The sequence below is a fragment of the Candidatus Pelagibacter sp. PS_34 genome (assembly GCF_059417845.1).
In genome coordinates, this window is the sequence record NZ_CM182068.1 from 669430 (window position 1) to 684171 (window position 14742).

General features: G+C 27.1%; 13 protein-coding genes. All 13 read right to left on the reverse strand.

Annotated features, from left to right (window positions below; translation table 11 throughout):
- Nucleotides 1-6: 6 nt before the first annotated feature.
- The 13 genes from fabZ to proS all read right to left on the reverse strand — a co-directional run bounded on the left by fabZ (nt 7) and on the right by proS (nt 14741).
- On the reverse strand, nt 7-456 hold the full coding sequence (gene fabZ, locus AC5SL3_RS03615) for a 3-hydroxyacyl-ACP dehydratase FabZ (RefSeq protein WP_494577488.1): 450 nt from the start codon (nt 454-456) through the stop codon (nt 7-9).
- A 2-nt stretch (nt 457-458) separates the two neighbouring features.
- Nucleotides 459-989: an OmpH/Skp family outer membrane protein gene (locus AC5SL3_RS03620; protein WP_494577489.1), complete on the reverse strand. Its 531-nt coding sequence runs from the start codon at nt 987-989 to the stop codon at nt 459-461.
- Entirely contained in the window at nt 989-3229 is a 2241-nt protein-coding gene (gene bamA, locus AC5SL3_RS03625; RefSeq protein ID WP_494577491.1) for an outer membrane protein assembly factor BamA, read from the reverse strand. The genes AC5SL3_RS03620 and bamA overlap by 1 nt, the downstream gene beginning before the upstream one ends.
- Nucleotides 3230-3235: 6 nt before the next feature.
- Nucleotides 3236-4402 carry a 1-deoxy-D-xylulose-5-phosphate reductoisomerase gene (locus AC5SL3_RS03630; protein ID WP_494577493.1) on the reverse strand — a complete coding sequence of 389 codons (1167 nt, stop codon included), beginning with the start codon at nt 4400-4402 and terminating at the stop codon, nt 3236-3238.
- A gap of 1 nt (nt 4403) precedes the next feature.
- Nucleotides 4404-5069: a phosphatidate cytidylyltransferase gene (locus tag AC5SL3_RS03635; protein WP_494577494.1), complete on the reverse strand. Its 666-nt coding sequence runs from the start codon at nt 5067-5069 to the stop codon at nt 4404-4406.
- Nucleotides 5069-5746: a polyprenyl diphosphate synthase gene (gene uppS, locus AC5SL3_RS03640; RefSeq protein ID WP_494577495.1), complete on the reverse strand. Its 678-nt coding sequence runs from the start codon at nt 5744-5746 to the stop codon at nt 5069-5071. Before uppS ends, AC5SL3_RS03635 begins: the two co-directional genes overlap by 1 nt.
- Nucleotides 5743-6294, reverse strand: a complete 552-nt coding sequence (gene frr / locus AC5SL3_RS03645; RefSeq protein ID WP_494577497.1) for a ribosome recycling factor — start codon at nt 6292-6294, stop codon at nt 5743-5745. The genes uppS and frr overlap by 4 nt, the downstream gene beginning before the upstream one ends.
- The gene (gene tsf, locus AC5SL3_RS03650) at nt 6295-7146 is read right to left on the reverse strand and encodes a translation elongation factor Ts (protein WP_494577498.1); all 852 of its coding nucleotides are present in this window, start codon (nt 7144-7146) and stop codon (nt 6295-6297) included. It abuts the gene before it with no gap.
- A gap of 1 nt (nt 7147) precedes the next feature.
- Nucleotides 7148-7969, reverse strand: coding sequence for a 30S ribosomal protein S2 (gene rpsB, locus AC5SL3_RS03655; protein WP_494577499.1), 822 nt, complete (start codon nt 7967-7969; stop codon nt 7148-7150).
- Between the two features lie 129 nt (nt 7970-8098).
- Nucleotides 8099-11515 (reverse strand): DNA polymerase III subunit alpha, encoded by a 3417-nt coding sequence (gene dnaE, locus AC5SL3_RS03660; RefSeq protein ID WP_494577500.1) that lies wholly within the window; start codon nt 11513-11515, stop codon nt 8099-8101.
- Entirely contained in the window at nt 11502-12185 is a 684-nt protein-coding gene (locus tag AC5SL3_RS03665) for an ABC transporter ATP-binding protein (protein ID WP_494577502.1), read from the reverse strand. The genes dnaE and AC5SL3_RS03665 overlap by 14 nt, the downstream gene beginning before the upstream one ends.
- Complete coding sequence (locus AC5SL3_RS03670; RefSeq protein ID WP_494577504.1) at nt 12178-13410, reverse strand: FtsX-like permease family protein; 1233 nt, start codon at nt 13408-13410, stop codon at nt 12178-12180. Before AC5SL3_RS03670 ends, AC5SL3_RS03665 begins: the two co-directional genes overlap by 8 nt.
- The gene (gene proS / locus AC5SL3_RS03675) at nt 13407-14741 is read right to left on the reverse strand and encodes a proline--tRNA ligase (protein WP_494577506.1); all 1335 of its coding nucleotides are present in this window, start codon (nt 14739-14741) and stop codon (nt 13407-13409) included. The genes AC5SL3_RS03670 and proS overlap by 4 nt, the downstream gene beginning before the upstream one ends.
- Between the last annotated feature and the right edge of the window lies 1 nt (nt 14742).

Here is a 14742-nt window from a genome sequence, read left to right on the forward strand (position 1 = left end):
TACTAATTATTTTTTATCTACGATAGTAGCTGACCATAGAGCGTCAGCCATTTTTTTTCCATCAACAAATGCCTCACCCTTATACTTCCAGACTCTTCCATGAGATCTAATTGCTTCTATATTTAGTTCTAGCTTACAGTCTGGAATAACTGGGTTTCTAAATCTTGCTTTTTCAATACCCATTAAAAAAACAAGTTTGTTTTCATAAGTTTCTCTATCAATACCATGCGCGGTAAGAGCTGCAGCTGCTTGACCAAAAGCTTCAACAATCAAAACTCCTGGCATAACGGGATTGCCAGGGAAATGTCCTTGTACAAAAAAACTATCTTTCTTAACATTAACAATTGCCGTTGCAGAAAATAATTTTTTGATATTAGTTAATTCTTCTATAAGGAGCATGGGCTCTCTATGAGGTAATAAATTGATTATTTCTTTTTTATTTAATTTATTGGTCATAATTATTGTAATTCTATACTTTTAATTTTTGAATTTAAAATTTCAAGTATTTGACTTGTAATATCTAATTCTTTTTTACCTATTATAATGCCCTGTTTTGGAATGATGTATGAGATAGAATTTTTTTTAGCATAATCCGCAAGAATTGGTGTAAGTGACTCAGTAAGATTTCTTTGGGCAACATTTTTTATTTTTGTAATTTGATTAATTGTTTTACTTCGAGATACTTTGTAGTCTTCAACTTTTTTTTTAAATAGCTGTACTTCAATAAGATATTCTTTTTCACTTAAAATATTTTTTTTTGAAATTATATTCCTTTCTTCAGTTTGTAAATTTTTTTCAATTTCTTCAAACTTTTTTTTATTAAATTTAGTTTTTTCATCTAATTTCTTAATGATTGACTTCCCAGCTAGTGAATTATTCATCAAATAATCTATATCTAGATAGTAAATATTATTATTTGATAGAGCAATATTTGTATAAAAAAGAATAAATGCTGTGGTTAAATAAATACTAGTTTTTTTGAAAGTCATTAAAATGTTGTGCCAAGGTTAAATCTAAAACTTTCGGTTTTATCAGTAGAGCTTTTAGTAATAGGTTGAGACAATGAAAAATTTAGAGGTCCAATTGGTGTTAATAGATCCATTGCGACTCCTGTTGAGCTTCTAATCTTATTATTATCATCAATAGCACTATCATAATCGACACCCCATACATTAGCAGCGTCAATAAATAGAGAAAAATCTATATTTTGAAAGGATGGTAGAAGTTTAGGTAGCGTAGCACTGAAATTTAGAGCAGAAATATAATTACCACCAATATAGTCATTATTTTCAGTTGGACCAATTTTACCAGATTCGAAACCTCTGAGTTTACTGCTAGGCATAAATAACCTTTTTGAAATTCTTACATCCTCATTATCAAGTGAATTTACAGCTTTTCCATAAAAACTAACTTTCGTAACCGTTTCTGATATTTTCTGATATCTGGTTGACTCAAATGAATTAACAATTTCATAATTATCTGACATTAATGGTAGTTCCTGTTGAAATATATTTCTAAAACCTTCATCTGGTCGAAATCTTTTATTTGTTAAGTTATAGTCTAAAGAATAGTTAAAATAAGTATCAAAATAATTTCCTTCTTGCTTTTTTAGAGATGTTGATGCAGCGCTTGTTGTTTCAAGTTTTTCGTAGGAGATATCAACCTCAGGTCTTAAGTATAAATTTTCAAATTGTTCAAAAGAAGTACCTAGGGATACACCTAAATCTGATGTTTTGTAACCAAAGTCAGCTATATTGTCAGAACTGGTACTTCTTATAGAGGTGAACAAAGAATTATCTGAATAATTAAAATTAGGTTTTTCATATATAAATTGTCCCTTAATAGAATTTTCTGAAATTTGTAAATTAGTATTTAGTTTAATTCCCTTCCCTAAAAAATTATTTTCTTTTACACCTCCACCTATTGTGCCTCCTGATGTTCCAACACCAGCACCTAAAGAAATTTCTCCAGTAGGTTTCTCTTCCACAGTAAGATTTACCACCTTAAGACCTTCACTAGAACCTGGAACAATGTTAGTTTCTACTTTTGAAAAAATATTTTTTGCTTTAATATTGTTTACAGATTTGTTGAATAAAATTTCATTATAAGGATCACCCTCATCTACTATTAAAGAGTTTCTAATAACTTCTTCAATAGTATAATTATTTCCTAGTATGTTAATTTTTTCAACATAAAATTTTTCATTATCTTTTAAAGAAAATGAAATGTTCAATTTATTATTATTTATTATTGTTTCATTTAGTGACGCATCAATAAATTGGTATTGTTTAGTAAGCGCTATTTTATCAACTTCTCTTAAAATTTTCTCAACTTTATCCAAAGAGTACTCTTGATTTTTTAAATCTACTAATGATTCATTAATTTTAGTAAAATATTTTGAATCGTAGTCATCAGATAATACTAAAGTTAATTCGTTAAATATAAATTTTTCACCAGAGTTAATATTGAAAATTAATTTAAAAGAATCTTCATTATTGAATTCTACAAAGGAGTTTGTTATTTTTACGTTATAATACCCATTATTTTTATAAAAATTTATTAATAGTCTTTTGTCTAATTCTATTCTTTCAGAATTAAGATAAATAGATTGTGAAATAAATTTCCAAAATTTAGACTCTTCAGAGGTGATAATATTCTTAAGTTTTCTATCTTTAATTTTTTTATCTCCAATAAATTGGATTTCATGGATTTTAGCTCTTTTGCCTAAATTTATATCGTAAGTGAGTCGTGTAGAATTTTGTTCTTCATTTATTGTAGAGGTAGTTTTAACATCAGCAAAATAATATCCGCTACTTTTCAAAATATTCTTTACTAAATTTAAATCTGATAGAAACAACGATTCAATATAAGAGCTACGGTTTTTTAATTTAATCTTATCAAATAATAGCTCAGTTAGATTTGCATTCTTAATACCATTTATTTGGACATCTTCAATGATTGGGTTTTCAATGACAGAAATCTCTAAGATTGAATTATTAATTTTTAAGTTAATTTCTTTAAAAAAATTTGTCTCATAAATATTCTTAAGCACTGCATCTAAATCATCGTCATTGTAACTTCTGTTAAAATCTATATCTCCAAAAATTATTATAGATTCTTTAGATATTCTCTTATTACCGTCCACCTTAATTTCACTTATAGTTTGAGCTAAAGATAAAGAGGTAATAAAGAATAAAATAAAATTAATCTTTATAATTATTTTAAACATAAGGTTTTATATAGTTAATTTGTTAATTTTCAAACTTACATAACTGTTCAATTTGATGATTTCATCAATATTTTTGACCTTAATTTTTTTAAATTTTGTAAATTCCTTCATTTTAATTATTTTCAATAATAAAATTGATATTTGATTAAATGTTATTTTTTTCTTTAGAAATAAACCAACCAATTTATCGTTCGCACTTACTATAACAGTTTCAAATAAAGAGTCATTGTGTGGCATCTGCTTTAAAATTTTTACAACTGGAAATTTAGTAGTATCTACGTTTGTAAAATTAAGTTTACTTAATAGATTAAAGTTAAGTTTTTGCGTTCGAATTTTTTTTTCATACTTACTATATAAAGAGTTAAAAATTGGAATTTTCATATTTGTATCGTGTATTAACATTTTAGTTAAGCCATTATTAAATTTAACAATAGCATGAACATAGGAAGCTGGGTGAATTAAAATTTTTAATTGACTATACTTATAATTAAAAATTTTTTTAGCTTCTATAATTTCAAAAACTTTATTCATCAATGTTGCAGAATCTATTGTTATTTTTTTTCCCATTTTCCAATTAGGGTGCTTAAGTGCTTGTTTTATGGTAATTTTTTTAAACTTATTTAAATTTAATTTGTTAAATGGTCCACCTGATGCTGTAATAAATACTTTTTCTATATTAATATTTTTAGCATCATTAATTAAAGACCATATCGAAAAATGTTCTGAATCTACTGGTATAAATTTTACTTTAAATTTATCTAATTCTTTTTTTATTAATGACCAGCCACAGATGATGGACTCTTTATTGGCTATTGCGATATTCTTTGTAAACCTAATTGTTTTTAAAGTGGGGCTTAAACCTTCCAAACCAGAAATTGCATTTAATATGTAGTCAGCTTTTTTTTTATTAAAAATTTTATGTATTGAATCATAGTTATTATAAATATTAATTTTTTTATTTTTAAGTATTTTTTTTATTTTTAAAAAACTTTTTTTTTCCCTAACAACAATATTTCTAACTTTAAAAATTTTTAATTGTTTAAGTAATTCATTAATATTTCTATTTATAGATAATAATAAAATATCACAATTTTTTTTATCTTTTTTAATTATGTCTAAAAAAGATTTACCAATAGAACCAGTCGAGCCCAAAAGTACTATTTTTTTTTTCATATTAGTTTAAAAAATTTAACAAAAGTATACCTAGTGGCACAGCAAAAATTATACCATCCATTCTGTCAAGTAATCCACCATGACCAGGAAGAAGATCGCTAGTGTCTTTAACTTTAGCTTTTCTTTTTAAAAAGGAGATGAATAGATCTCCTATTTGAGAAATTAAAGAAATTACAATTGTTAGTATTATTAAAGTAAGCAAATCGTATATAATTAATTCATTATAAAATATTGGTATTAAAATCATCGATAATACAATTGAACCAATGGATCCTGATATAGTTTTATTAGGGCTTATTTTAGTAAGTTTTTTTCCTTTAAAAGTTTTTCCAAATACTAGTCCACCAATGTCAGATAAAATTGCAACTAAAACTGAATACAATAAATAAATTTTTAAATCAGTATATCTAGATTCTATTATAAATATAAAATAAACCAAAATAGATAAATACAATAATGAAGCTGACTTTGATATATACCTAAAAAAATAGTCTTGGTATCTATTACCTTTTATAATTTTAGAAATTAATGCATAAAATTCAATCCATGTAATTATTGCTATAATCATTATTGAACCAATCATTATAAATGTATAAAAATACATTGCTGTCAATAAAGAAAGTAAAATAATCGATGTAAATATTCTTTTTTTTAATTCTTTATTCATCATATTGAGCCAAAATTTCTTTTTATGGATTTGAATTTATTTAATATTTTCTTAAAATCATTACTTTTAAAGTCAGGCCATAATTTTTTTTCAAAGAAAATTTCCGTATATGCCAATTGCCATAGCATAAAATTACTTAATCTCTGAGTATTTCCAGTTCTTATCAAAATATCAGGATCTATTATATTTTTTGTAAATAAATTATTATCAATATTTTTTTCATTTATCTTAATTTTTTTTTTCCTGATGTTTTTCATAGAGTTAATTAATTCACTTTTGGAACCATAATTCAAAGCAACATTTATCTGTAAAGATGAATTTTTTGATGTTTTTAATTCTGAATTTTTTATAATTTTTTTTAATCTAGTGGGTAACCTACTTATTTCGCCTATAAATTTTACTTTAATTTTTTTTTTGATTAGGTTATCAATTTTATTAGTCAAAAAATTCTCCAATAAATTAAATAAAAAATTTATTTCTTTTTTTGGTCTTTTCCAATTTTCAGTTGAAAAGGTATAGAGTGTTAAATATTTAATATTTATCTTTAAACATTCATCAATAATAGATTCAACTGCATATAACCCTGCTCTATGACCTGCGTTTCTTGAATTTTTATGTTTAATACCCCACCTTCCGTTTCCATCCATGATGATGGCCACATGTTTAACTGGGTTCATATGGTCATTATTTCTTTTTCTTTTGCTTCAACTTTAGTATCTATGATTTTAATATGCTCATCCGTAAATGTTTGTACTAATTTTTCATTAATTTTTTCATCATCTTCACTAATTATTTTTTCTTTAACTAAGCTTTTTAAATCATCATTCGCTTCTCTTCTAATATTTCTAATTGAGATTTTACACTTTTCACCCATAGATTTTATTAATTTTTTAATCTCCGTTCTTCTTTCTTCATTTAAATCTGGTACGGGCAACCTAATTAATTGACCATCGATTTGAGGATTTAAACCTAATTCTGATTTTTTAATTGCAGTATCAACAAGTGGAACATTATTAAGATCCCAAACTTGGATGTTAATTGTTCTAGCATCAGGGGTTGTTATACTTGAAACTTGATTTAAAGGCATCGCTTGACCATAAACTTCCACCTTAACAAGATCTAACATTGAAGCATTTGCTCTACCTGTTCTTAATGATGTTAACTCTTTATGAAAAACCTCAATGGTTTTATCCATCTTCTGGCTGTATGTTTTTTCATTAAACATTTATTCACCTATTTTAATTCTAAGAAAATTGTTAATCTTTAAATCTGGTATGTTTAGTTCTTTTATAATGTCTTGAACTTTCTTTTTTGGTTCCATAACCCATGCTTGTGTTAATAATGCATTTTCCTCTTTAAACTTATTCATTTTACCTAAGCTAATTTTTTGTGCAATCTCCTCTGGTTTTCCTGAATTTTTTAACTCCTCTGTAACAAGATCCTGTTCTTTTTGAAGAAGGTCTTTATCAATTAAATCTGAACTTAAAGCCAAAGGATTTGAAGCTGCAATATGCATTGAAAGTTGTTTACCAAATGCTTTAACATCTTCACTATCGTTTGAGGTCTCAAGTGAAGTTATGACTGATAATTTAGACAAATTATCTTTAACTACAGTATGCAAATAATTAAAATTTTTAGAACCTGGTTGGCTAAATGTTTTAGCTTTACCAAGTGTTATCTTTTCTCCCATTTTTGCAATTAATGCAACAAGGCTATCTTCAACTGTTTCTCCATTTGCCATTTTTGACTTATTGAGTTTCTCTAAGTCAGATGAATTTTGATTATTTAATTCACTTAATTCTTTCGCAAAAGATACGAAGTCATCATTTTTAGCAACAAAGTCTGTTTCACAGTTAATTTCAATAACAGATATTTTGTTTTCATCACCTGAAGTTGCAATAACACCTTCTTTAGCATCTCTTGACATTTTTTTTGAAGCTTTAGAAATTCCTTTTACTCTTAAAATTTCAACAGCTTTATCTAGATCACCTTCAGATTCTTTGATTGCTAAATTACAATCTTTAAATCCAGCACCAGTTGCTTCTCGTAATTGTTTTACTTTTTCTATATCACTCATGTTAATTTAGTTTTTCCTTATCTTTTTTTGAAAATTTAGCATCTAACTTCTCTCTATCAATTTCCTGAATAGTTTTTGATGAAGTTTCTTTTGTTTTTGTCTCGTCAACATCTGGTTTTTCCTCAGATTTAGATGGAGCAGCTTTTTTTGCATTTTCAATAGTTTCTTTTACTAAATTACAATACAAATCAATTGCTCTTCTAGCATCATCGTTACCAGGAATTGGGTAATCAATACCATCAGGATTAGAATTACTGTCTAGTATAGCACAGATTGGAATGCCTAATTTAGAAGCTTCAGCAATAGCTAAAGATTCATAATTAGTGTCAATAATAAAAACTAGATCAGGAACTTTTTTCATTTCTGCAATTCCACCTAATGCTCTTTCTAATTTATCTTTTTTAACACTCATCTTTAATAGTTCTTTTTTTGTAAAGCCTCTATTTTCAGCTACAAGATCTGCCTCATATTTTTTCATCTTTTTAATTGATCCTGAGATTGTTCCCCAGTTGGTTAGCATTCCACCTAACCACCTGTAGTTTACAAAGTACTGTCCAGTTTCTTTTGCAACTTCAGCAATAGCTTCTGATGCTTGTTTTTTTGTAGATACAAAAAGGATTTTGCCATTCTTGGCTATCGTATTATAAACTTTTTCTAAAGCTACATTAGTTAATTCTAATGTTTGAGTTAAATCTATAATGTGAATTGAATCTCTTTTTCCAAAAATGTATTTTTTCATTTTCGGGTTCCATCTTAAGGTCTTATGACCTAAATGAACGCCTGCTTCTAATAGTTGTTGGATAGTTAGACTTGGTATTTTCATATTTATTCCCGGTTAAGCCACCACAGTAATTTCCATTTAAGGACCGGAGGTATAAAACCACAAACTGTGTGCGTGTTAATTTAATTTAAGAGTTATTTACAAATTATTTATAGAACAAACAAGTCTTTTTTAATGAATAGTTGTCGAAATATCTTTATTTCTGATAATATTAATAGCTTTCCTGTCAATTAGACGCTTATTTTTTAATTTAAAGCTAATCTCATTGTTTTTATCAGTTATATTAATTTTTACCTCAGTTGTCCCCTCTTCATCCACTAAATCAGATATTTTATTGATGTCTTGAATTGATTTAATATTAAATACAATTTCATTAACAGGTTTATTAAAAAGATCCTTGAGAGATGCTATTTTTTGAACATTTATTCTTTTAAATCTATTCTCATCGTTAGAGATAGTTTTGATCAAGGTTATGATTAAAGAGCTACCTTCAACTAAAGCCTCTCTATTAAGTTCTAAAATATCTGAAAAAATAAAAAGCTCAAAAACACTAGTTAAATCAGTGAACTTAATAACACCATATGAATTACCTTTTGCAGTTTTTCTCTCAGTAATTTTTAAAAGTGTAGCTGCGATATTTGCCTCTTTTATTGTATCATCCAAAATAAATTTTGCGTAATCAACAATTTTATAGTCATCAAAAATTTCTTTGAATTGATTTAAAGGATGGTCAGATATAAAAAAACCGATAGCTTCAAATTCTCTTGATAAACGATCCTCAAACTTCCAATCTTCAATATTTAGAACTATTTCATTATCCTGATCTTCATCTGTGCCAAAAAGATCAATTTGATTTGCTGCTTTGTTTTCATAAATATTTTTTGTTTTTAAAATAAAATTTGGAATAGAATTAAATAATGCTTGTCGATTGTTATCTATATTATCAAAAGCTCCTGCTTTAACCAAACCTTCCAATTGAAGCTTATTTATATCTTTAGGATTAACTCTATTTAAAAAATCATTTATAGATTTAAAATCACCATTTTCATTTCTTTCTTTAACAACATTTGATATTGCTTCATAGCCAACACTTTTAATTCCACCAAGTGCATAATAAAAATTATTCTCATCGAATTGAAAATCTGCAAAGCACTTATTAATATCAGGTCGTATAACTTTAATATTAATTCTTTTTAGTTCTTCATGGAATTCACCCAATTTGTTTTGATTTGAAATATCCATTGTCATGGAAGCCGCAAAAAATTCTTTAGGGTAATAGGTTTTTAAAAAAGCTGTTTGATAGGAAATTATAGCATAAGCAGCAGCATGACTTTTGTTAAATCCATATTCAGCAAATGGTTCAATTTTTAAAAATATACTTGCTGCAACGTCTTTGCTAATTCCATTTTTCAAAGCACCAGTAATAAATCCCTGTTTCTGCTTTTCTAATTCGGCTCTTTTTTTTTTACCCATAGCTCTTCTTAAAATATCTGCCTCGCCAGCGGTAAAACCAGAGAGTTTTTGTGCTATTTGCATCACTTGTTCTTGATAAATAATAACTCCATAAGTAGGTTTTAAAATATCTTCAAGTAATGGATGCAAGTAATCAGGTGTTTGTCTTCCGTGTTTACAGTCATTGTAAATTGGTATGTTGCTCATAGGTCCTGGACGGTAAAGAGCAACAAGAGCAATAATATCTTCAATATGGTTGGGTTTCATTTGCAACAAAGCTTCGCGCATACCAGCACTTTCAACTTGAAATAATCCAACAGTATTGCCAGAAGATAAAAGTTCAAAAACTTTTTGATCATCAAAATCAATATCTTCAATTTTAAAATCTTTAACTTTTTTATTAATCAATTTTTGTGTTCTATTAATAACGGTTAAAGTTTTTAATCCTAAAAAATCAAACTTGATTAAGCCAGCATTTTCTGCTGAATACATGTCAAATTGTGTTGATGGCAACAGCAAGTCTGCTGCAGCATCTTTGTATAAAGGTACAACTTCTGTTAATTTTCTATCAGCTATTACAACGCCTGCTGCATGTGTTGCTACATTTCTATTTAAACCTTCTAATTTTAAAGAAAGATCAGTTAATTTTTTTACACGTGGGTCTTCATTAACTAATTGTTGAAGTCGTGGTTCACTATTAATACACTCAGTTAGACTTTGAGGTCTAGAAGGATCAAAAGGGATCATTTTTGAAATACTGTCAACAAAACCATATGGTAAACCTAATACTCTACCAACATCTCTAATAACCATTCTTGCTTTTAATTTTCCAAATGTAATTATATGAGCAACACTATCTTTATACTTTGTAGTTAAATATTTAAAAACAAGATCTCTTTTTTCCTCACAAAAATCTATATCAAAGTCAGGCATTGATACTCGATCAGGGTTTAAAAATCTTTCAAATATTAAATTAAATTTAATCGGATCAACATCCGTAATGGATAAACACCAAGCAACCAGTGAGCCAGCCCCAGAACCTCTACCAGGTCCTACTGGAATATCGTTATTTTTAGCCCATTTAATATAATCAGATACAATCAAAAAATAACTTGGATATTTCATTTCGATTATAATTTTTAACTCATGATCTAGTCTGTCTTTGTATTTCAAAAATTTATCATCTGTTTTTAAATTGTTTTCTTCAATTTTAAAAACTTTCTGGAATTTTTCTTTTAATCCATCTAGCGAATCTTTTTTAAGTATTTCATCAGCACTGCCTCCTTTTTCAGAACTAATATTTGGAAGTATGGGTTTTGAAAACTGTGGTCTAAAATTACATTTAAATGGTAAATTGAAGTTATTTTCTAAAGCTTCAGGAAGATCTGAAAATAGCTTTGACATTTCTTCATTAGATTTAAAATAATGCTGGTTGCTATATTTAATTCTATTTTTTTCATTAACATAAGTTTTTGAACCAATGCACGTTAAAGCATCGTGAGCTTCGTGCATGTCAGGTGTTAAATAATAAACTTCATTTGTAGCAATAATTGGTGTCTTAATTTTTAAAGATTGTTCTAAATTGAATTTTTCAAAAGCAATTTCGTTTTGATCACCATGTCTTTGGATTTCTAGGTAAAAATTATCATTAAATTTTGATGATAAACTTCTATATAGTTTTGATATTTCATCTAAACGACCTTTTTCAAATAGTTTACCGAATAAACCTTGAATAGTCCCAGAAAGTAAGGACACACCCTCGGTGTCTATTAAAAGTTCTTTTATATCTAAATGAGGGTCAGATAATGCATCATTTTCAAGGTAAGACCTTGAGGAAAGTTCAATAATTCTCTTATATCCATTTTCGTTAAGAGCTATTAGGGGTAATAGCCCTGTTGTATCTTCAAATCTAAAATAAATTTGAGTGCCAATAATTGGCTGTGTACCAACCTTAGAAATATTTTCAGCGAACTCTAGTGCACCACATAAATTAGAAGTATCTGAAATACCTAAACAAGATATTTTTTTTTCTTTACAAAAATCTTTTAATTTATCAATTTTGATAGCACCTTCACAAATTGAATACTGTGTGTGAATTTTTAAGTGATTAAAGTTTTGATTATTAAGTTCTGGCATTGATAGTCTTTATATTACCATCAATCATTTCTAATTTGCAATCAGCCATATTAGCAAAAAATCTATTGTGAGTTGCATAAATTATTAATCTATTTTTATTTTTTAATTTATATAAAACATTAAAAACCTCTTTAGCAGTAGTATGATCTAAGCTGCCAGTAGGCTCATCTGCTAATATAATTTCAGGTTCATTGATTAGTGCTCTAGCCATTGCAATTCTTTGCATTTCACCTCCTGATAGTTCAGATGGAAAATGAGCTTCACGTGATGAAAGACCCATTGTTTTTATAATTTCTTTTGCTCTTTCAATTGAATTTTTTTTATCATTAGTTAAAGCTAAACTAGCTAAATAAACATTCTCTAATGCAGTAAAATCTGGAAGTAAATTATTTTGTTGATAGATAATACCAATTTTACTTGATCTAATTTTATCATTTTTCGCATTTTCATTAAAGTTTACTGGTGTTTTATCAATTATCAATGAACCAGTAGTAGGTTTATCTATTAGTGACAAAACATTTAATAATGTAGACTTTCCAGATCCAGATGGACCAACTAGAGAATAAATCTTACCTTTTGTAAAAGAATAATTAATTTTTTTTAAAACATTTATTTTTTTATTGTTAGAAAAAGATTTAGATATGTTCTTTAATGATATCAAATTATTCATACTTAAGTCCTTTAACAGGGTCTAATTTTGAAGCTTTTATTGCTGGAAAAATTGAAACGATAATAGTTATAAAAATTGAACAAAGAGAAATTATAAAAATTGAAGTTGGGTTTATTTCAGAAGGCATTGTGCTCAAAAAATAAATCTCTTCAGGAAACAAGCTAATATTAAATGTGTTACTTAAGAATTCTCTCAGGTTTTCAATGTATAAAGAAAATATTACACCTAAAAAGATTCCAAAAAGTGTTGCTGTAGTTCCAATAATAACACCCACAAGAAAAAATATCTTAACAATAGACTTGTTCATGACACCAATGGACTTAAGTATAGCTATATCTCTTGTCTTGTTTTTAACCAAAATTGTAAGACCCGAAATAATGTTAAAAGCAGCTACTATAATAATCAAAGATAAGATTATAAACATTACATTTCTTTCAACCTTTAATGCAGAAAACAATGAGTTATTCATATCAGCCCAACTGTATACAAATTCATTTTTGAATATTTCTTGAATTTTACTTTTTGCTTCTTCAATATTTGATGGTTTGTTCAAATAAATTTCTAGATTACGTTTTTCTTTTTTAAAACTAAAAAAGTTTTCCAATGTTTCTAAATTTATAAAAGCAATATTTGCATCGAAATCCGCTAAACCACTATCAAAGATAGATCTAATAATAAAAGTTTCTTGTCTAGGTAGGCTTCCTATAATCGTTTCTATACCTACTGGAGACATTATTGATATTTTATCTCCTACACTAAGATCTAAATTAAAACTTAATTCTTTACCTATTGATATCGAATTCTTTGTTAATTGGTTTGATTTACCAATTAAGTTTCCTTTTTTTACAACATCAAGTTTTAGAAAGTTTTCTCTACTATAACCTCTTAAAATTAAACCTTTTGTGTAGTTTTTGCTAATAACAATTGCTTCACCAGAATTACTAAGTATTAATTCTTTTGAAATTAATTTTAGATTTTCACTATCTAGTTTTTCTAAATTGATAGAAGTCTCATATGGCTTAACAGTGATATGAGCATTAAATCCTACAATCTTATTAATTAACTCACTTCTAAAGCCATTCATAACAGACATCACAATAATAAGTACTGCAACACCAAGGCTAATTCCAATAAATGAAAAAATAGATATTATATTTAAAAAACCGTCTTTTTTTCTGGTTTTTAAATATCTAAGTGTAATTTCTTTTTCTAATGCAGAAATCAATTTTTTAATTTTTGTTCAGTTAAAATTTGAGTTATTTGATCTAGTGTTAAACTTTTAGGATCCTTTCCAATCTCTTTAAACTCTAATAAATTATCTTCTGAATTTTTTCCTAAAATTATTTGATAAGGCACACCTATCAAATTAAATTTTTTAATTTTAGATGAAAGATTTTCATCCATATCATCAATAATTGTATCAATATTTTTACTTTCAAAATGTTTAAAAAGTTTATTTGCTTTATCTAATGCCGATGTATCATTTTTGTTAATCATAGGTATTATTGCAAGTTCGTATGGTGCTACAGAAAATGGCCATTTCATTATTTCATCTTTTTGATCATATTTAGCTTCTATAATTGCTCCAACTAGCCTTGATACACCAATTCCATAAGATCCCATTTTAACAAAATCTTTTTTGCCACCTGGAAGATCTACAGCTGCATTTAAAGCTTTTGAATACTTATCTCCAAAATAAAAAATGTGACCTACCTCTATACCTTTTGTAATTAGCCTATTTTCTTCTGACACCTTTTCTTCAAATTCATTTTTATTAAATTTTTCATCGGCTACAGCGTAATATTGTTCATATTTTTTTCTTAAGTCTTGTAAGGATAGTCTATCCAATACAGTTCCTTCACTACCTAAATCAAAAACTCTTTTATCTGTAAAAATTTTACTTTCTCCTGTATCTGCTAAAATAATAAATTCATGAGATAAATTTCCACCAATTGGTCCTGTATCAGCTGCCATTGGTATTGCTGAAAGTTCTAATTTTTTAAATGTTTTTAAATATGAGAAAAAAAATTTATTATACGAGAATGTTGCGTCTTCATCATTAACGTCAAACGAATATGCATCCTTCATATAAAACTCCCTACCTCTCATTATTCCAAATCTTGGTCTAACTTCATCTCTAAATTTCCATTGTATATGATATAATAATTGAGGAAGTGACTTATAAGATTTTACACTTGATCTAAATATATCTGTAACTAACTCTTCATTGGTTGGTCCATAAAGCATTTCTCTACCTTGACGGTCTTTAATACGAAGCATTTCATCACCATAATCGTCATAACGACCACTTTCTTTCCAAATATCACTGGGCTGTATAGTTGGCATAAGTATTTCTTGGGCACCAATTTTATTTTGTTCTTCTCTTATTATTTGTTCAATTTTTTTCATCACCTTAAAACCTAAAGGTAGCCATGAATAAATACCTGCTGAGGATTGTTTAATCATACCAACCCTTAGCATTAACTGATGTGATTTAATTTTTGCTTCTGATGGGTTATTTTTTAATATTGGAATGAATGACTTTGAAATGTACATT